Raw genomic sequence first — 19,912 nt, 5'->3', positions numbered from 1 at the left:
GACCATGAAAATATTAGTTGTTGAAGATGATGTTCAGTTAGGCCAGCAGATCCTCTCGGCGTTAGAGCAAACAGGTTGGGTTCCCGAACTGGCACAAGATGGCATCGATGCCTTATACCGTGCCACCGCGGAAGAGTGGGACGTCATCGTACTCGATCTCGGTCTACCGAAATTGGATGGTTTGACCGTACTTAAAGGCATTCGAGACGAGAACATCAACACTCCTGTGGTGATTTTGAGTGCACGCGATACCCTCACTCAACGGGTCGAAGGTTTGAATGCAGGAGCGGACGATTACCTCACCAAACCCTTTGAAATGGTTGAGTTGATTGCTCGTATTCGCGCCCAACTGCGCCGTGCATCCGGCAATGCCTCCCCGGTGATGCAAGTCGGTGACCTGAGTTTAGATACGCGCACTTCCAAAGTAATGTGGCAAGGGCAAGCGGTTAGCCTCACCGCCCTCGAATATAAAGTGATCGCCTATTTCATGCATAACCCTGAGAAAGTGATTTCACGCACTGAGCTTGTCGAACATATCTATAAGCAAGATTTTGACCGCGATTCCAACACCATTGAGGTGTTCATCGGGCGCATTCGTAAGAAAATTGCGCCGGATGTGATCAAAACCGTGCGCGGTCTTGGGTATCAGCTGCATGCCAATTAAATCTCGGGCGTTACGTCATCTCAGCCTAAAAACCCGCTTGCTCCTTGCTGCGGCACTATGGCTGGGCGCGATGATCTTGGCCGCCGGTTATTTGATCCCCAATCTCATCCATCAATATCTGCTGGAAGATGTGCAAAACCAGTTGCAACTGTCGATGGATGAGATCACCGCTAACTTGGAAGCCAATCCACAAGGACAATTAACCCTCACCACTCGACTTGCCGATCCCCGTTTTACCCAGCCTTATAGTGGCCTTTACTGGTCAGCCACTTTAGGCGATCAAACGCTTCGCTCACGCTCGTTGTGGGATCGCTTTTTGACCGAAGAAACCCATGTTCACGGTACTATTTATCTTGGCGCGAAAGAGGAATCGTTAATTGTATTAAAGCGTACTGTTTATCTGCCCGAATTTTCACAACCCATCACAATCACGATAGGCTTAGATGATGCCTCCCTAAAAGCCACGCTACAGCGTGTGAGCAAAGAGTTGTGGATGATTCTGGCTCTATTGTTCAGCGGAATACTCGTTTTAACCGGCGTACAAGTGACGTGGTCACTCCGCCCACTTTCGAAAATGCAGCGCGAACTCTCAGCCTTGCGAGATGGCCAGAAAACTGCGTTGAATGGCGATTATCCACAAGAGATTTCACCGCTAGTCAATGATCTCAACGCTCTCCTCTTTCATTACCAAGAGCTGCTTGAGCGAGCCAGACACCATGCGGGGAACTTATCCCACGCATTAAAAACACCACTTTCTGTGCTCAAAAACGAAGTCGCTCAGTTGAATGATGCCCAGCTCAGAAGCCAGTTACAGCCTTCTGTTGAGCAGATCCAGCAGCAAATTGACTACCATCTAGGGCGTGCTCGTATGGCGGGTTCCGCCAATATTCTTTCGGTCAAAACCGCACCCAGTGCGCGAGTCGATGCTATTTCACAAGCATTTGATAAGGTTTACGCTGAACGTGGAATCACCTTGGTGAATGAGCTGGATTCGGACTTAGAAGTGGCCGTTGAACCGACTGACCTAGATGAAATGATCGGTAACCTTCTGGAAAACAGCTACAAATGGGCCAACAGCTTAATTCGTGTACACAGCCAAATACTGAGTGACGATTGGGTACAGATTTGCGTGGAAGACGATGGCGCAGGCATCAGCGCAACGAACCGCGAAAAAGCCCTCAAACGCGGAGTGCGCTTGGATGAAACCACGCCCGGCACTGGGCTTGGACTTAATATTGTGAGTGAAATGGCGCACAGTTATCGTGGAGCATTGGCTTTGGGAGAGAGTCAGTTAGGCGGCTTAAAAGCCACACTGACCTTAAAACAACCCACTCGCACTGCCAAAGCCGTCAAATCCCATTAAATGCGGTGCAAAAACGGATTTTCAGTTGCCCGAGAGAGCAATGAATGCTAGTATCCGCGCTCGTTTCTGACCCTCCTATAGGTTTGGAAACTCTACGACACGGGCAAGGTCGCATTGCCCTGTCACTCTGTTTTTTACTAATTTGAGAGTAAATACTATGAAATTCGAAGCAGTATTACGTACTGACCTAGGTAAAGGTGCGAGCCGCCGCCTACGTAACACTGGTTACTTCCCAGCGATCGTTTACGGTGGTGAAGCAGCTCCAGTTTCTATCTCACTGAACCACGATGACGTGATGAACCAAATGGACAAGCCTGAGTTTTACGAAGCTATCGTTCTGGTTATCGACGGCCAAGAAGTGAAAGTGAAGCCTCAAGACGTTCAACGCCACGCGTACAAGCCAAAAGTTGAGCACATGGACTTCATCCGTATCTAATTCCCTACCAAGGAATTACTCGGATTAAATCCAGCCTTTTGCATAAATAAGATCATCGGCATTACCAACCGAGAAATCTAAAAATTCGAAACCCCGATAGCTACCAACTGTCGGGGTTTCACCGTTTTAGGAACAATACAACCTCGCCTATCAATATTGTTTTCTTAATCCCAATTATCTTGCGCAAATCGTGCCGATCGTGCCTGCACTAAACTGCACTGTGTCGCCACCATTAGTTCAGCGAGTGTGATAGAAGGGTTTTGGGTAATTAAGCGCTGTAATTTTACCTCTAAGGGTTCCAATTTATCGCTGTGTTGCTTCATCGCCATTTCGAGTTTTCTGATCAGATATTCGGCATCTTGATACTCAGTCGGCTTAATTTGGGTAACAAAGTGTTGTACAGAGATAGCCTCTCCCACCAACTGCCAATTGCGTGAGCGGCGAATACGTTTTAACTCACAACCCAAAGATTGGGCCTGAGGTTTTAAACGCTTAATGGTGTCACTACCAATCCGATGAATCAAAGAAGGTAACATAACAGTTACCCATTGATCGCTGATTTCCACACTTCGCTCCCATCAAAAACAAGGCATAATCACCTATAGTGCGCCGATTCATCCAATAATGTTCAATGACTTATTCAGCACGAGACGTGAGTTGATACCTCACTTTACCTTGTGTATCAAGCGTAAATGACCAAACGCTTTTTTCCGCTTGAAAACGATACAACCCCGAGAACTCACACGCTTCCAGTTGTTCAATAAATTGCGCTAAATCTGCTTCAGCAATCACAAAAGATCCTTGTGAATAGTTACTATCCAGATTATTCGCAACCTGAATTTGCGTGGTTGAGGCGGGAAGAATTGGCGGCAGCCAGCCGCGTTCAAACAGATGATCCGCCTGAGCCTGCTGATAGTCGGCGTAGTAATTTTCGACCATATCTGAACAGCCCATCAACACCAAAACGAAAGCAAGAAGTAACTTTTTCATTCAAACCTCATGGGTTGTTATGATAAGAAATATAAAACCGATTGAGCGCGGATTTTACAACAATTGGGGGCTGTGCAATGTCCGATATTGTCAGTAAACAGCAAGAAGCCACAGATTCGTCCCCTATACCGATCATTCAATGCCTCAACAAGGAAGTTTATGACCTTAGTCACTGAAACTCGCCGTCTAGTCATTCGGCATTTTGAGCACCGCGATACGCCATTTATTATCCGTTTGCTCAATGAAGAGTCTTTTATCCGCTATATCGCGGACAAGAATGTGCACACCACTGAAGAAGCCTTGAACTATCTCACGAATGGTCCCATCGCCAGTTATCATGCCAACGGATTTGGTCTCAATATGGTTGAGCTCAAGGCCTGCGGTACACCTATTGGCATGTGTGGTGTCATAAAAAGGCCAGAACTGCAGCAACCCGATATCGGCTATGCTTTTTTGCCTGAACATTGGCGAAAAGGCTATGCCGAAGAAGCGGCAATAGCTGTATTACACCACGCTTTCCAACACTTTTATTTCCAGCAACTCCTCGCGATAACCCTGCCTAACAACCAAGCATCCAATGCTTTATTGAAGAAAATCGGCTTTACCTTGGTTGGTTCTTGTGAGCTGTATGGCGATGAAAATAACCTGTATCAATATCGACATAAAAAATCATGATCTACCTATCATAACGCCGTGAAATTGATGCCAGTGATGTCGCTTGAACCATACTGAAATGAGTGCAACTTCAATAACTTTCTCATTTTTTGTCGGGGGTGGATGATGGTATCCAATCTACAGAATCGTGCTCATCGCACGATAGCAACAGGCACTACAAACTCATTGCATAGCGTTGGTCTTCGCTTAAAACTGATTGTAGTGCTGATTGTCGTTTCAATTCTTTTTCTAGGTTTTAAGGGACTAACGGGCATGCAAGATGCGTCCGACTCTATTGAGTCGCTCTATACCAAAGGCATGCAGCATACGATTCGGGCAGGTCGCATACTGGATGAGTTAGGCAATGCACGTAGCCAACTACTTTTGGCTTTTCAACATGAGCCTACTTCTAAATATGTACTCATGCATGATCACCCGATCCAAATCCACATCGAGGCGATCCAAACCTCCATCTCTGATTTACATGAAATTATCGATAAGCAGATTCTCGCCACGGCCTTGGATGACAAAGAAAAAGCCGTCATTTATTCATTGAAAGAGAAACTTGACCAAGTCACCGACAATGGTTTTCAACCAGCACTCGCCCTACTTAAAGAAGGAAAATACGACGAGGCCAACCTGATTCTGCTGCAAAAGATCAATCCTCTTTATGGTGATATTAAAAAAGCTGCAGAAGAATTTCTTGACATCCAGATCCAAGAAGGCAAAGACAACTTTTCCATTTCACAGTCCGATATTCAGCAATTCATTTGGAGTGTCAGTTTGCTAGGTACCCTCGCTTTAGTCGTCACCACAACCCTAGCGCTATTGATTGCAAAGCGAGTGAACAATGCCGTTCACCAGTTGGCGAGTTCAGCAACCAATATTGCCAATGGTGACCTCACTCAGCGGATCCCCGTAGCCGGAGACGATGAATTCTCTGATATTGCAGAATACGTCAACCGTATCGTGGGCAGCTTTCAAGAAGTGATCAGTAGTAATCGGCACTCGATTTCTGCATTAGCGACGGCCGCCGAAGAAAATGCAGCTGTTGCAATGCAAACTAAGCAGAACATCGTGGAGCAACAATCACAAACCCAGCAAATTGCTACTGCCATTCATGAATTTACCGCCACTGTTCACGAAGTCGCGCAAAGTGCTGGCCTTGCTGCTGAAGCATCTGAAGAAGCAGAACAAGCCGCAAAGCAAGGGCGTAAAGTGGTTGATGAGAATATCGCGATGATTGAAAATCTTTCCTCTGATTTACAAAAAATGCTCGCAGCAATGCAACTGCTTGCCAAAGATTCAGAAGATATCGGCAGTGTAGTTGATGTTATTCAAGGCATTTCTGAACAGACCAATTTATTGGCGCTCAATGCTGCTATTGAAGCGGCGCGCGCGGGGGAACAAGGACGAGGCTTCGCAGTGGTTGCCGATGAAGTACGAACCTTGGCAAGCCGCACCCAAGAATCGACGAAACAAATTCTTCAAACCGTTCAACGTTTGCAGCAAAGTAGTCGAGATTCTGCTCACCTAATCGAACAAGGGGTAGATGGGGCATCAAAAGCGGTCGAAAAAGCGCGTTTAGCCGGTACAGCCCTGTCACAAATTACGGCTAACGTAGATCGTATCTCAACCATGAACACACAAATTGCCACTGCGTCAGAAGAACAAAGTGCAGTGACAGAGGAAATCAATAAGAACATTATCACCATCAGTGATATCTCCAACCAAACTGCGTTAGGAGCCCAACAGAGCTCCGAAGCCACACTGGAACTGGCAAGGCTCGCTGAAGAAATGCAACAAGAAATCGCACGTTACAATGCTTAACTTACACTAACCAAACTAACTGATTGTGGCGGAAGATAACCCGCCCTTTCTCCCAGCTTTAACCATTCCAGCAATCCTTTCAGCCGCCTCAGCAGCATTTTGTACTGCTATTCATCGTACTGCTGCAGATTTTGATCTTGAGCCACAAAGATAAACCTGCTGAATAGTTTCTCTCTGTATCACGCGTAAAGCGTGGTAGCTTAGTTAAATAGAGTTATTACTCTATTTAACTACAACAAGAAAAGGTTTCACCTATGCATAAACCACTCTCCATAGCAGTGCTTCTGACTGTTGCACTGGTTGGCTGCCAATCAGAAGAAACACAAAGCAACACCGGACTAACAGCGCAAGCGAAGGCGGATGCCGTCGTTGCACAAAAGCGTCAATTGGCGGAATCCTTCAGCCAAAACTATGCCGCTTACGCGCAAACACTCAAAACACAAATCAGTGCAGATAACTTGAGCATTTCAGTCTCCGAACTGGTGGAATCCGCGCCAAATACTGAGATGAGCCAACAGTTGCGCTCTGCAGATAAGAATGTGCGCACCTTAAAAGGTATTGACCAGTTTACAGAGCAACTTCTGCAACTGCGTTTGGCCGATGCTTCGATGCTCAAAGAATGGCAAGAAGGACAGAGTCCGCTGTTTGCTTTTGAGCCGAGTGGTAACGATGATAGCTGGCAATACATTGAAGCTTATGATGTGTATGGCCAAATCCACCAACTCGATGTCTACCAATTGCCAGATGTCCCCATCTTTGTGGTTGATAACGACAGCGCCGTCGAACTCAAAGCGGGTCTGCAAGCCATGCGTGCGGAAATGCAGCGCTTAGGGCAAAGCCCACAATTGTCTACGCAAGAGAGTAGCTCAATTGAAGCATCGACACGTTCTTTGAGTCGCTCTGCATCCGCCGATACAGCGCCCATTTCCACCACTGTTTTAAAGAAAATTCGTCTGCAAGATGACAAAGAACCTTGGATTTCAGGCCGTGCCGAAATTTATGCGCTAGTCACTGGAGTTGATCCAAGCCGCGATAAACCAACCATTGATCTGATTGATATGCCTTATCTGGATTACGATAAGCAAGATTATTTCCCGAATCAGGTTGTCATTCACTGGGTTCGCTATCGCTGGGGTGCTGTGGATATGATCCTCATGGAGCAAGATGATGGCACGGATTATAAAGAACTAGCGAAACAACTGGTGAAAGTGGCGGAAGAGGTGCTCAAGCTTATCCCTAATCCTGAAGTACAAGGCTACGCGATTATTGCGCAGATCACGGGAAAAATTATCGAGGCTATTCCCGATGGCGTCCTTGTGAATGATGATGACTTCGTTGATGTGTTTTATACCCTAATGCAAGACACACAATACACCGATCATCCGGGAGCCAGCAGCAATGCAACGGCAACGTTTGAGCCTTTGACGATTTATCCGACGAAATAGCCACCAGACAAACAAACACATAGGGCAGGCTTTTCACCTGCCCTATTCATTGCGATAACAAAACGACTTGACGTTACCACATCAAGTATTCATCTATTTAGCCAAAGCGCTGACCTTTAAAAGTGCAGCCCCATTTGCGCTAGCTGTACTCTTGCTTGGTGCGCATCAACAAATTGAATGGCATGAAATCCTTGTTGGCGCGCCCCCTCGACATTGGCTGGCATATCATCCATAAAGACACTTTCTTGCGGGAGAATGCGCTGGGAGTCTGCCAGATGCTGGTAAATCGCCGGATCAGGTTTAAGCAAACCACACTCACTCGACACTACTGCGCCAGTAAATTTGGGCCAAAAGTCATATTGTTTTTTTAAGTAAGTGACAATCTCGTTCACATTATCGGTCAACGCGTAGAGACGATAACCCGCTTTGAGGAGATCATCCATTAATTGCTGAGTCCCAGACAACAAGACTTGGGTATTTTTAATATGGAAGAAGAGTTGTTCTAAAGTATCAAAGGAAAGCCCCAATTCCTGATGAAGCGCCCGTTTCACTTCAGTCTCGGTGTACTTTCCTTTATTCAAATCGCGCCAAAACTCACTTTTAAATACAGCCGTTGCCATGACGGCACTCTCTTCTCCCTCACCAAACGTCAGTTGGGCAATGTCTTGTGGTGCCCATTTTACAATCACATTGCCAACATCAAATACCACATTACGAATCGCCATCACCCACTCCTCTTCATTCGGTTAGGGCAAGAGTTTAGCGAAATCAGCGGTGTATTATTGGCTATGTGCTCACAAAGTCACCCAGCAAGCTTCAAGTAGGAAAGAAGCAGCACTCGCGTATCAGCTTGGGGGAAGCGTCAGGAGCAATAGTGCGAGTGCTGCGGGTTTTATCTTGTTATTGGGTTGGTGATTTGGGCGGTTCTGGCTCAGGGGGCGTTTGAGTAAAGAGCAACTCAAATAACGCAACCAGTGCCATTCGCTCAATCACACTATGAGTTTGCTGCAGCCGTTGTTGATAGTAGGCGGCCATCGTCTGTTCGTTAACGGGTGATCTGAACATACTCTGCACTCCTTGTTGTGTTGATGCTTTTATTGTCATCCTGATTAAGGAAACAAAAAAGTGAGCGATTTAAATCACTTTGCTCCGCATTACACCGTTTTACGCAGAAAATTGGGGATTTCGCACCGAGAGGTCGAGAAATGAGGAACAAACAACCCGTAGGTTTTCACCATTAACTCCACCTTTTTTCACTACAATAGCCGCAGATGAGCTAAGCGTTGAGGTAACCATGTCTGATCTCAATTTATTGCGCTATTACGCTAGGCTGACTCCCTTGGGTGTGGGTCACGATATTAAAACCACTTTGCCTGAACTGGCGGAGCGACTGTTTACGAGTCCTCGTCACGCAAGAAATTTGCTGGTGCGTTTGAATCAATTGGGTTGGTTAACTTGGACACCGAAGGCAGGACGACATCACCGCTCTTCATTATTACTGCACAGAGAACTTGAGCCACTCAAGGAGCAACTGGCGGCCAAACGAGTACAGATCGGTAAATACGAACGAGCATTAGCGATTTTAGATAACGATGAGGTCGCTTTTGCCAAACTGTTAAAGAAAACGTCTGGTGCTACGGTACAAGAAGGACGGCTGCATATTCAGCTCACTTATAAGCGTCCATTTGAACCACTGCTGCCCCATCTTCCTCAGCGAAGTAGCGAGCGTTTTTTGATCCGTCAGATCTACAGTTGTTTGGTCAGCTCTAATGCTAATGGCCATGTACACCCCGAACTGGCGCATCATTGGCATTATGATCCGCACACTTGGCAATGGACGTTTTATCTGCGACCCGAATTAACCTTTCATAATGGTGCGCCGCTGGATGCCAATACCATTGTCAGCCTGTTTGCCAAACTCTCTAGCCTAGAAACACACCGTGCAGAGCTGGCACATATTAGCGATATTAAAGCGCCAACCCCTTTTCAAGTGGTATTCAACTTAGAGCGCCCAGATCCGGGATTTGCAGGGATGATTTCTGGCGTGAAATACGCCATTCAACCGGTCAGTCAATTGAATTACAGCCAATTTCATGAAGGGCAAATTGTTCCGGTGATCGGTTGTGGCCCTTTTGAAGTTCAGGAACACACCCGCAATAAACTCAAGCTCAAAGCATTCAGTCAATTCTACGGCTGTCGAGCCTTGACCGATCGTGTGACCATTTGGCAAGTCGATGAGGAGCGTTTAAGTCGCCCACTCATTGAAACTAATCAGCCGGAAGCCAATACGACCAGCCATCATCAAGTCTCACTATCAGACTCGCCTCATTTAACCTCTGCCGCCCAACAGCAAAGCCGCGTCGAAGATGGGTGTTTAATGGTGCTGTTTAACCAGAGAGCCAAGCAACCGTTGGATCAAGCTCAAGCACACCGACTCAGCGAGCTACTCAATCCAAACACGATTGAGCAAGATATTCGCTGTCACGGAGTAATGTTTGGCGTCGAACCCGCGCACAACTTGCTGCCAAGCTGGCGCGCTGTGTTGAAATCTCCAGCTCCGAAAGTTGCGCTTCCCACGCAGTTGACCTTGGCCTTGTACAACTACACCGCATTACAGACTTGTGCCCAAGCGATTGCCAGATTGCTTGCAGCTCAAGGCATTACATTAAGTATTCACACTTACACTTATCGGGAATTGAATCAACGTGCGCTCAAGGGCGAGCTGGATGAAACCTTGGTACTGACCAACATTAATTTGGATGACAACCGCCACGCTTCCGCTTTTGCTATGTTATTCAGCAACCCGATTCTGCATGCGTGCGCCAGCCCCGATGAGGTGATATGGCTGATGCAGCAATTAAATGCGGTGCGCGAGCAAACGCAATTACCTCAATATCTCGATCAACTGGAGCCGATTGCTTCACTTTTGGTCAGTGAATCTTGGCTTGCGCCTCTTTTCCACCATAGACAAACCTTGCGTTTCCACGGTGTATTACACGATGTTGAGCTCACCAACTGGGGTTGGCCGGATATTCGTAATGTGTGGTCAGCAGATTAAACACATCACCAAAATAAATAATTAAGAAAGAAAAAGGCTCCTAAAAGGTTCTATATCTCTCGCGACTTGGATAACCGAGCAATACAACAAGTCGCTCCGATAAATCACCCTTTTCAAGGAGACAAAGTCTATGAAATGCACTATTCGATTGCTGGCACTCTCGCTCACCGCCACAGCCCCTTTCAGTTACTCGGCAGATTTGCCTGACTATTATGACTACGGCTTCATCGGTGGTAGCTTGGTTTACGGTGAGTCGGTGTTTCTAGCAAACGAAGAAAATGCAAGCTTATCGCTGGAACCTAATCTGTTTTATAACGGCAAATATGGATTTGTAGATGGCTCTCTTGCGAACCTTACCCTGTTTCACCCTTGGTTTGGTTTGAGTGGCCAATGGCGTTTTGCAGAAGTAAGCCAAGATTTTGATAAGATCCCTTCAGGTGTTGATGAACGCAAAGGTAACGGTGAACTGGGAATCACTTTTGGAACCGTCGGTGCCAGAATCACTTACCTGCACGATGTGACTAGCGTTCATGACGGCTACGAAGTGCAATTGCATTTAAGCCGCAGCTACGCCACCGAACTTCCTAAACTAACCCTCACCCCCTATGTGGAAGTCGACTATCGGGATGCTAAGCTTTCACAACACCTTTATTCTGTATCGCCATCAGAATCCTCTCGCTCCCGCTTACCGGCTTTTACCGCCAAAAGCACTTGGGTTTATCAAGCAGGATTAATTGGGATTTATGATTTAGGCAATAACTGGATCAGCATTGCGAAGCTAGAACTTGAACATCATGATTCGACTAGCCCAATACTTCAAAGAGACCTTGGGTGGGCGGTAACGTTAGGTGCTGCCTATACATTCAACTTCTAAAATTTAACAGATTCCGAAATAAATCCTTATTTATCTAAGAGTTAGTCACACAGCTTCTGAGTGATTCGCGGCTGCTTATTTTTTCCACCAGAAAATAGAGTACATGCTCTATTTTCTGAATCAACCTCATAGTTTTTATGATTTCGGTTTCACTGAATCAATGATGAGACGTATAACCCACACCCTCAATATATTGATAATAAATAGGTGTTACTGTGTACCCTCAAAAACGCGTCCGACGTCATCCCATCGCTTTGGCTTGCTTCATCGCAGGTTTTTCTTACTCTTCCTATTCACAAGCAGCTTGTGAGATACAAGATTTACAGCCTGCGCGCGATCTTCCTGCGCAAATTGCTGCAGCGACACAAACTTGTTACAACTCATGGTTTTACGCACCGGTTGCAACCTTGGATAACCTCTATAGCGAAGCTTCTCTTGCGCATTTACACACTGCGCTAAATGCTGAAATTGCTCGTTACACCGGCGAGGCTCAGCAAGCTCGTCGCTTAGAAAACTATGGTGAGTTCATTCGTGCAGCGTATTACGTGCGTTACAACGCAGGGCGTGAACCTTACTCTCAAGCACTCAGTCAACGCTTTGCTCAATCTATCGACCGCTTTTTGCGTCATCCGCATGCTTTTGACCAAGGCCGTGAACAAGTGGGCGCAATGAAGAGCCTAAGTTTAATGGTAGATAACGTCAAACAATTGCCCCTGACGATGGATGCCATGATCTTAGCCCTGCACCGCTTCAATCGAGAAACGGCGCAAGATACGCAATGGGTCGATGGTTTAAATAACTTATTCCGCGCTATGTCTGGCCATGTGGGTAACTCGGAGTTTTACCGCTACTTAGCCTCCAATACTCAACATATTGATACCTTGTATCGATTCGCTCTGGACAATGAGTGGGCATTAGAAACCGACGCTGAGTTTTTAGTTTACAACGCTCTGCGTGAAACTGGCCGCTTACTGATTAGCCCAGATGCAACGACCAAGCAAAAGGCACTATATGTCATGCAACAAGTGATTGCTCGCTATCCCTTAGGAAGTAAACACGACAAATTGTGGCTAGCCGCCGTCGAGATGTTGCAATCTTACGCACCTGAAGGGCTGCAAGAACAAGGTATCGACCTTGATGCTGCGAAGCGCGATTTAGCTGCACGCATTTTGCCAAACCGCTTTGAATGCCAAGGCCCTGCGATTATTCGCTCGCAAGATCTTTCGGATACGCAAGCCGCCCAAGCCTGTGACGTATTGAATCAAAAAGAGCAAGATTTCCACCAAGTGGCCAACACGGGATTTGCTCCTGTCGCCGACGACCACAATGAGCATGTTGAAGTAGTGGTATTTGCCAATAACAGCAGCTATGTCAATTACTCTTCGTTTTTATTTGGCAATACCACCGACAATGGCGGACAGTATTTAGAAGGCAACCCAGCGGATAAAAGCAATCAAGCACGTTTTGTCGCTTATCGTTATGCCAATGACGCGGATTTGTCGATCCTCAATTTAGAGCATGAGTACACCCATTATCTGGATGCGCGCTTCAACCAGTATGGTTCGTTCAGTGATAACTTAGCCCATGGTCATATTGTGTGGTGGTTAGAAGGTTTCGCTGAATATATGCATTATAAACAGAGCTACCAAGCGGCGGTTGAGCTCATCTCTCAAGGTAAATTGAGCCTTTCTGATGTGTTTGCGACTACCTATTCGCACGACACAAACCGCATTTATCGCTGGGGTTACTTAGCCGTGCGCTTTATGCTGGAAAAACATCCGCAAGACGTGGAAAGCTTACTGGCACTCTCTCGCGCTGGGCAGTTTGATCAGTGGTCACAAAGTGTCAAATTGTTGGGCGAACGCTATAGCGTCGAGTTCTCCGCTTGGCTGGATACATTGCAACGCGATAATCCAGATAATCCAGATAATCCAGAACAGCCTAACCCAGATCCACAACCGAATGCGGTCACTCACTTAGTGGCCAATACCTCCTTGACACTGACAGGAAAGGCATACAGTGAGCATCTATTCTATGTGGATGTGCCAGAATACAGCCGAGAGTTCCAAGTTCAGATCTCCGGAGAGGGAGACGCCGATCTGTATATGAGCTACCAACAGGTTGCCCATTACTATGATTATCAAGTGACGAAATTTACCCATGGAAGCAACGAGCAAATTACCTTCAAACCTGAGCAGAATGGTTACATCAAACCCGGACGCTACTATTTGAGTGTTGCAGGACGTGCGGATTACTCAGCAGTCATCCTCAACACACACCTAGTCACCGAACAGCCTAATGAGCAACCGACTGTCAAAGATGATCTTGCTCCTGTGGTTTTAGAAGCGGGTAAAAGCCAGAGCCTAACCGTTCAACAACAACGTTATGTGGCCATCTACGTGCCAAAAGGCGTCAGTGAAGTGCAAGTATGGCTCACCGCTTCAGAACAAAACCGAGGCAATGTCGACCTGTTTGCAGCAAAAGCGTATTGGCCAACTCGAGAGCAGTTTGAGCACGCCTCAGTCTATGCCGACAATCATGAATATTTGCGTATTCCCGTGACTCAGGAGGGGTATGTGCACTTTTCATTAAACGCACAGCAACTCGGCGACACGGTCGAAATGGTGGCCTATTTCGACTGATGATACGGCGTAATCGCCCTCTGTAGAGGGCGGTTACGCTTCAACTGGTTCGGTTTGCTGTAAACGATAACGGCTACGGAATCTCAGCGCTTTTTGATATAGCTCATCATATTGATCTTGCTGCAATTCTGCTTCGTTCATCAATTGTCGAATGTTACGGTTACAACTTCTCAACAAGCGTTCTGCTTCCGATTCCGTGAATGCCGTCGGCCAGTAGCGAGTCGATGGTCTGCTGTTTCTTGATTTAACAGGGTTGCATTACACCAGCTGATGCATTTTGCAAATTCAGAGTCAAAACCCATCACATTAAGTAGCCACCTAAAATGGTAGCGATCTTCAAACAATTCGAACGGTTTAGCGCGATAAATCTTGTTTAAGATCTCCACCGAAACCCCAAATTCACCCTCTTCCATCGCTAAATGTGCCGTTACTAACTCCAAGTGAGGCAACAACTCTTCATGCTGACCTTTATCGTAAAGCCCTTTCAGAATCGATTTCGCTTCTTGCAACCACTGATCTCGCTGTGCCGATTCAGCTTGCCGTGCCGCATAGAGTAGGAACCGCCATAACTCTCGGTACTATTTTAATGTTACAAAACGCACCAATTCCATGGCCGATTTAATCCCTAACTTGGTCATAATCCTAGTCTTGTAAGTGCTTACGGTTTTTTGATTGATATCGAGTTGTAGGGCGATTTCCTTATTTGTCAGCCCTTCCACTAACATTTTCGCAACCGTCAACTCTCGCTCAGAAAGCTGAGCAAGCTCTTCTTGTTGCGCCTGTGGGCGCACAGTGCTCTGCTGCGCTTGCTGTAAGATCCGAGAACTGGTTTCCATCAAAGTATTCGCTTTGACGACGATGGCTTTGGAGTCATCCTGTTGAGTTTCAGCGGTTAATCCATCATGCAGCACCAAGATCGCTCCTCGATAGTAAGGCTCAAGCAACTCGTGAAATGCCGCAGGACTGATTGTCGATAAAAACCGACTTTCGACGACCAGCTGGTTGATCGGTAAATCGCGCAGTTTGTGCAGCATCTGCTCAATATCTTGTGCCACAAACACCTTACTGACGTTCTCTTCTTTATTGAGCACTTTTTGTAATGCCGTGGCGCTGAGCATATGGTTATCCACCAGCAAGATTTGCCAGCCATCATCCATGCTTTGACAACCTAAACACTGACGACGATTTTTAGTGTAAAGCTCGCTCAACTGAGCAATCGGCATTGGCTTAGCGGCGTAGTAACCTTGGCAAGTATCTACCCCAAGTTGACGTAAGTATTGCCATGTTTCTTCGTTCTCTACCCCTTCGACGACGCAGTGCAACCCCAAAGATTGAGCCAGCAACAAACACATATTGGTCAATTGTTGGTGTTTGTAGTTGCTTGCCAAGTCATGCACAAAGCTGCGATCAATCTTGAGTTCCGTAAAAGGCAATTGAGCCAGTTGACCTAATGACGCGTAGCCCGTACCAAAATCATCAATCGATAGCCCAACGCCATACATTCGCAGTCGAGCAAGGTTGGCCAATGAGGTCGGGGTTCCGTTGTACACCTCATGTTCTGTCATCTCTAGAGTCAGTTTGCTTGCGGGAAAGCCATACCGCTCACAGATGGCGAGAATGGGATCACAGATCGAGTGTTGCAAGTTGCGCTGGCTGATGTTGACGGAAAGCTGCAAGTCAGCACCAATACTGGCCAGTGCAGAGACCGACTTTTCTAATACAGTAAGGAAGAGTTTCTCATGCAAGCCACACTGCTCAATTAAAGGCAGAAACACTGCTGGGCTTAACATGCCATGAGTTGGGTGCTCGTAACGTACTAGCGCTTCAACGCCCACCATCGCCCCACTGCGAAAATCAAACTGTGGTTGATAGTAATTAAAAATATGATCGTGCAAAAAAGCTTGTTCAATCTCGTCACAGGTTAGCGTGATTGCAGGTTTGTGACTGGTTTCGGGCTCCGTTTGCTTTTGAAACCCCTCGACAACACGCTGTAAATCCTCCACTTCGTAGGGCTTAGGTAAGCGATCAACATAAGCAAATCCAGCCAAACTACACATGTTGTGGGTTAACTCAAGAATCGTATCTTCCACCGCGCTGAGTATCACCACACCTATCTTAGGTGCCTGTAAACTCAGTTGTGATAACAAACTGATCCCATCCATCTGCGGCATTCGAATATCGCAAAACATCAAATCGATACTCACTTTGTTACACAGTTCTAAGGCAGCAAATCCGTTTTCAGCCAAGATGACGTCATCCAACCCAAGCTGTCTTAGCTTGAGCTTCAGGCTCGTCGCCTGAATTCGATCATCTTCTACTATCATTATTTTCATAACGTTATTCGCTCTGATGCTGATGAAGCCACTGTTGTGCCTGCTCGACCACTTCATGCATGGCATTGATCAGTTGCTGCTTATCGGCCACAAGTTGTTGTGGATCGTTTTGTTTCTCAACGGTTTTAGCCAAATCGGCTAACCGCTGTAGTTGAAGGGAGCCGGCTGCCCCTTTGATTCGATGTGCCAGTGCTTTGACATCACAGTCTGGCTGATTGAGTAAAGCGATATCTTGAGCAAGTGACTCAGCCACCACCAGAGCCATCTCTTCGCGCTCTTCTTCTTGGTAAGCGTCAAGCCAAGATTGTTCAGGCAGTGCGACCCATTGCGTTGTGAGATAACGACTGAGTACTTTGCGCAAATTGGCTAAGGTATAAGGTTTGTAAATCACCTTATCCATACCCGCTTGCAGAGCTTGTTCCGCTGCTAGGCGCGAATCTTCTGCAGTACAACCCACAACTGCGCCTTTAAATAGGGATATCTCTTGCTTCACTTTTCGCGTTAAAGCAAACCCATCAAGATGTGGCATATGGCAGTCAGTAATCAACAAATCATACTGCTCAGGATGTTGCGAGAGCTTTTCGAAAGCTTGCAATCCATCACTCACCAAGGTGGCACTCAAACCAAGTTCACTGAGCTGTTTTTTGATCAATAAACGGTTAATCGCATCATCATCGGCCACTAATACGTGACCTTGTAGCAAACGAGAATGGGCAGGCTCAGCTTGAGCCTGAGTCAGATTGGAGACCTCTCTGAGCCTATTGAGCAGCAAATCTGGATAAATATTGTGGCCACTCTGCTCGACCCACTCTTCATTCTCTTCCACTCGCATTCCCAGCGCTTTAGCCCACAGCATATAAGGGGATCGATAAGACATAGCAACGACTTGCCCACGAAACTCATCACAAGTTTGCGTCACAAGAGGCAAGTTCACTTTGATTTGCGTCCCTTGCTCAAACTCACTCTTCACCTCAATCTTGCCATTCATCAGTTCAATCAGGTTGGCGACAATCGACATACCTAAGCCTGTTCCACCAAAGCGACGAGTGATTGTGCTGTCAGCTTGCACAAAAGGAACAAACAGCGAATCGATTTGTGTCTGGGTCATACCGCAACCGGTATCTTCGACCACGATAGTTAACACCTCAGGGGAAACGTCGATTTTAAAAACCACTCGTCCTTGGTCAGTAAATTTGATCGCATTAGAAAGAAGATTGGTCACGATCTGGTTAAAACGCAAGGCATCGAAGTTCGCAAGCAGTAACGAATTCGGCGACCAAATCACATCAAACTCAATCTCTTTGAGCTGGGCACTGGCTTCAAATCCACGCAATAACGGCCCAAGTTCATCGGCTAAATTGTACAGCCCAATATCCAGCTGTAACTGCTGCGCCTCTATCTTTGAGAAATCCAAAATATCGTTAACGTGTAATTTCAAACGCTCTGCCGAGCTTATCGCATTGGTCAACAGCAGTTGGCTTTCGCTGCTTTTTAAACGTGAAGCCAAAATCTCCATCAGTCCCAGCATCGCCGCAATCGGGGTACGTAATTCATGACTGACGACTGCCAAGAAATGATTTCGCGCTTCTACCGCCTGTAACGCTTGCTCATTGGATTGGCGTAGAGCTTGCTCGGTTTCTTTCAACTCAGTGATATCGTTAAACAGTGTGAGATAGTATTGCCTTTGATTGATCGGGTGAGAAATGGCTCGGCGAATAACATGGAAAAAATGCCCGCCAATTGAACAATTCGCTTCTGGGGCTTGTATCACTAGTGAATATTCGGCATCAAGCCCTTCTGGCAAGGCAATAAAGGAGCAATCTGAGCGTCGATTAAAACAGTCGTTATCGCCACAAACTTGAAAGTTTTTTCGGTAGTTTGCATTAGTGAGTACAACTTCACCCTTATTATCAGAAATAAAGATCATGCTTGGAATAGCATCGAGTAATTCTGTTAGCCATTGAGTTTGGTGCGTAGAGAGTTTGGCAACATGTTGGGTGTTAATCAATAAGCCACGCAAACGTGCCACCCACAAAGTAAAAACAAATCCTATTGTTAATAAAATACAAACTGCAATTAGAACATAGATGATAACTTGTCTTTTATCAAAGCCATAATTCACCGTAACCTTGTTATATTTTGATTTCATTTCATCTATTTCTTGAGGAGTAAAGGTAGCTAGTACTTTATGCATCATATTCTGTAAAGCCGCAGAGTCTTTACGAAGAACCATAGTGACATCGACATTGATATCATGCATTCCTGATTCATCTGCACGCTTAAAAACATTTGAACCGAACTCTGCTACCCAATGACTAATCAATGACTTATTCACCATGGCATGCGTAACCTCACCTGTCTTAAGGGCTCGCATGAGCTCATCAGCATCATGATAGACTGGCGCAGACTTTATTCTCCCTTGTGTATACAAATAATGATAAAAATTGCCAGTCCGGTCAAAAACTGCCAATTTCTTCTCTGAATATGGTACGAGTGTTTCGATATAACAGAATGAGAGGTAGTCATATGAACCAACCGAGAGAAGGTCTCGAGAATCAATATTAGATGCATTGTAGGCTGGAATAATATCGACAACACCATGATGCAGCATTTCATCAACACTTCTGCCGTTAGCAGGGACGAATTCAAATTCAAGAATACTTCTAAAATCGATACGTTCTAACAGATCATGAACATAACCTTTATATCGTTTTTCTTTATCATCCCAATAAGAAAGTGGAAAAGCATTATCATTAATCGTATATTTAACCACTTTATTAGTGTTTTCATTTCTTAAGAGTTTTAAATTTTCCTGATCATTTAAAAAATACACATCAAGTGAATTTAATTTATTTTGAGTTAAACCTAACCTATCTGCTTTAATAACTTTATTTATAGCACTTAATAGAATAGGCTCTCGAATATTAATTAATACTCGGTTAATTTGAGTACCGAGCTTTTCATCAAAAACAACTTGTCCACTCGAGATCCGGTTTTTACTCAAAAAGGAATTCAGCGATACGTAGTTAGTGATGGTCGCGTCTGCAATACCTTGGCGAATCATTTCTACCGAGCTGCTGTAATTTCTGGCCATAAGAAGGTTCTTATAACCACGTTCCATAATTAAATCACAATAAGAAGTTCCTTGAATACATGCCCATTTAAGATTTTCAAATGGTTGTTTAGCTAGATCTTTCTCACGCAACCAAATAACACGCACATTTTCATATAAGGGTTCGGAAAATAAAAAATCCCCTTCTCGTTGCTCAGTTTTACCAAACCCTATCACCATATCAGCCTGGCCTGATTTGACCCCATCGAGTAGAGCTTCAATCGTATCGTAGCCTTTGTAGCGTATCTCTACTCCCAGCTCTGTTGCGATACCAGTAGCAAAATCATGTTCAATCCCCATAGGCAGACCATCAAGTCCACCCCAATACGGCATCCACACTTCTTTCAATACAGCAATTGTTAATTGAGATTTTTGGCGTAGATAGCTTTGTTCTGTTGCATCTAAATATGCAGCCGAATTTGCAGAAGATGAAATAAATAAAAAAAATGCGAGGGCAATAAAGCGTAATAACAAAAGTCTACTCGAAGTATGAATCAAAATTTGCGGAAAT

14 protein-coding genes and 3 pseudogenes are annotated in these 19,912 nt (G+C 45.7%); 9 read left to right on the top strand and 8 right to left on the bottom strand.

Annotated features, from left to right (window positions below; all coding sequences use genetic code 11):
- Positions 1–4 precede the first annotated feature (4 nt).
- The 3 genes from CEQ48_RS10880 (at position 5) to rplY (ending at position 2,463) form a co-directional block, all read left to right on the top strand.
- Complete coding sequence (locus CEQ48_RS10880; RefSeq protein ID WP_000699609.1) at positions 5–664, top strand: response regulator transcription factor; 660 nt, start codon at positions 5–7, stop codon at positions 662–664.
- Positions 654–2,027 carry an ATP-binding protein gene (locus CEQ48_RS10875; protein ID WP_198301260.1) on the top strand — a complete coding sequence of 458 codons (1,374 nt, stop codon included), beginning with the start codon at positions 654–656 and terminating at the stop codon, positions 2,025–2,027. The genes CEQ48_RS10880 and CEQ48_RS10875 overlap by 11 nt, the downstream gene beginning before the upstream one ends.
- Before the next feature lie 157 nt (positions 2,028–2,184).
- Complete coding sequence (gene rplY / locus CEQ48_RS10870) at positions 2,185–2,463, top strand: 50S ribosomal protein L25 (protein ID WP_000667185.1); 279 nt, start codon at positions 2,185–2,187, stop codon at positions 2,461–2,463.
- Between the two features lie 164 nt (positions 2,464–2,627).
- Here the strand turns inward: rplY and CEQ48_RS10865 are convergent, their stop codons facing one another.
- Together CEQ48_RS10865 and CEQ48_RS10860 are read right to left on the bottom strand one after the other, a co-directional pair.
- Positions 2,628–3,029: a ribosome recycling factor family protein gene (locus tag CEQ48_RS10865; RefSeq protein ID WP_089071248.1), complete on the bottom strand. Its 402-nt coding sequence runs from the start codon at positions 3,027–3,029 to the stop codon at positions 2,628–2,630.
- Positions 3,030–3,099: 70 nt separating this feature from the next.
- On the bottom strand, positions 3,100–3,453 hold the full coding sequence (locus CEQ48_RS10860; RefSeq protein ID WP_089071247.1) for a YbbD-related protein: 354 nt from the start codon (positions 3,451–3,453) through the stop codon (positions 3,100–3,102).
- Between the two features lie 159 nt (positions 3,454–3,612).
- On the opposite strand from CEQ48_RS10860, the gene CEQ48_RS10855 reads away from it, so the two are divergent.
- The 3 genes from CEQ48_RS10855 (at position 3,613) to CEQ48_RS10845 (ending at position 7,382) form a co-directional block, all read left to right on the top strand.
- Positions 3,613–4,128, top strand: a complete 516-nt coding sequence (locus tag CEQ48_RS10855) for a GNAT family N-acetyltransferase (protein ID WP_089071246.1) — start codon at positions 3,613–3,615, stop codon at positions 4,126–4,128.
- 102 nt (positions 4,129–4,230) lie between these two features.
- Entirely contained in the window at positions 4,231–5,937 is a 1,707-nt protein-coding gene (locus CEQ48_RS10850; RefSeq protein ID WP_089071245.1) for a methyl-accepting chemotaxis protein, read from the top strand.
- A 254-nt stretch (positions 5,938–6,191) separates the two neighbouring features.
- The gene (locus CEQ48_RS10845; RefSeq protein WP_089071244.1) at positions 6,192–7,382 is read left to right on the top strand and encodes a DUF3103 domain-containing protein; all 1,191 of its coding nucleotides are present in this window, start codon (positions 6,192–6,194) and stop codon (positions 7,380–7,382) included.
- 116 nt (positions 7,383–7,498) lie between these two features.
- Here the strand turns inward: CEQ48_RS10845 and CEQ48_RS10840 are convergent, their stop codons facing one another.
- Together CEQ48_RS10840 and CEQ48_RS10835 are read right to left on the bottom strand one after the other, a co-directional pair.
- Positions 7,499–8,107, bottom strand: coding sequence for an HAD family hydrolase (locus tag CEQ48_RS10840; RefSeq protein ID WP_113591963.1), 609 nt, complete (start codon positions 8,105–8,107; stop codon positions 7,499–7,501).
- Positions 8,108–8,282: 175 nt separating this feature from the next.
- Positions 8,283–8,447, bottom strand: coding sequence for a hypothetical protein (locus tag CEQ48_RS10835; protein ID WP_046126812.1), 165 nt, complete (start codon positions 8,445–8,447; stop codon positions 8,283–8,285).
- 229 nt (positions 8,448–8,676) lie between these two features.
- Here CEQ48_RS10835 and CEQ48_RS10830 point away from each other — a divergent pair, with 229 nt between their 5' ends.
- The 3 genes from CEQ48_RS10830 to CEQ48_RS10820 all read left to right on the top strand — a co-directional run bounded on the left by CEQ48_RS10830 (position 8,677) and on the right by CEQ48_RS10820 (position 13,956).
- Positions 8,677–10,440, top strand: coding sequence for an SgrR family transcriptional regulator (locus tag CEQ48_RS10830; RefSeq protein ID WP_089071243.1), 1,764 nt, complete (start codon positions 8,677–8,679; stop codon positions 10,438–10,440).
- Between the two features lie 130 nt (positions 10,441–10,570).
- The gene (locus CEQ48_RS10825) at positions 10,571–11,314 is read left to right on the top strand and encodes a MipA/OmpV family protein (protein WP_089071242.1); all 744 of its coding nucleotides are present in this window, start codon (positions 10,571–10,573) and stop codon (positions 11,312–11,314) included.
- Positions 11,315–11,529: 215 nt separating this feature from the next.
- Positions 11,530–13,956 (top strand): M9 family metallopeptidase, encoded by a 2,427-nt coding sequence (locus CEQ48_RS10820; RefSeq protein WP_089071241.1) that lies wholly within the window; start codon positions 11,530–11,532, stop codon positions 13,954–13,956.
- 33 nt (positions 13,957–13,989) lie between these two features.
- Here CEQ48_RS10820 and CEQ48_RS10815 read toward each other — a convergent pair.
- The 4 genes and pseudogenes from CEQ48_RS10815 to CEQ48_RS20620 all read right to left on the bottom strand — a co-directional run.
- A pseudogene (locus CEQ48_RS10815) lies at positions 13,990–14,519 on the bottom strand (hypothetical protein); the annotation flags it as partial.
- 15 nt (positions 14,520–14,534) lie between these two features.
- Entirely contained in the window at positions 14,535–16,289 is a 1,755-nt protein-coding gene (gene vieA / locus CEQ48_RS10810; protein WP_089071240.1) for a two-component system response regulator VieA, read from the bottom strand.
- A 4-nt stretch (positions 16,290–16,293) separates the two neighbouring features.
- Positions 16,294–18,534 (bottom strand): annotated as a pseudogene (locus CEQ48_RS10805) (ATP-binding protein); the annotation flags it as partial.
- A gap of 71 nt (positions 18,535–18,605) precedes the next feature.
- A pseudogene (locus tag CEQ48_RS20620) lies at positions 18,606–19,734 on the bottom strand (transporter substrate-binding domain-containing protein); the annotation flags it as partial.
- Positions 19,735–19,912 lie beyond the last annotated feature (178 nt).

The organism is Vibrio tarriae (assembly GCF_002216685.1).
Classification (GTDB): domain Bacteria; phylum Pseudomonadota; class Gammaproteobacteria; order Enterobacterales; family Vibrionaceae; genus Vibrio; species Vibrio tarriae.
Note: the sequence above shows the minus strand (reverse complement) of the source record. Positions and strands in the feature narration are given on the sequence as shown.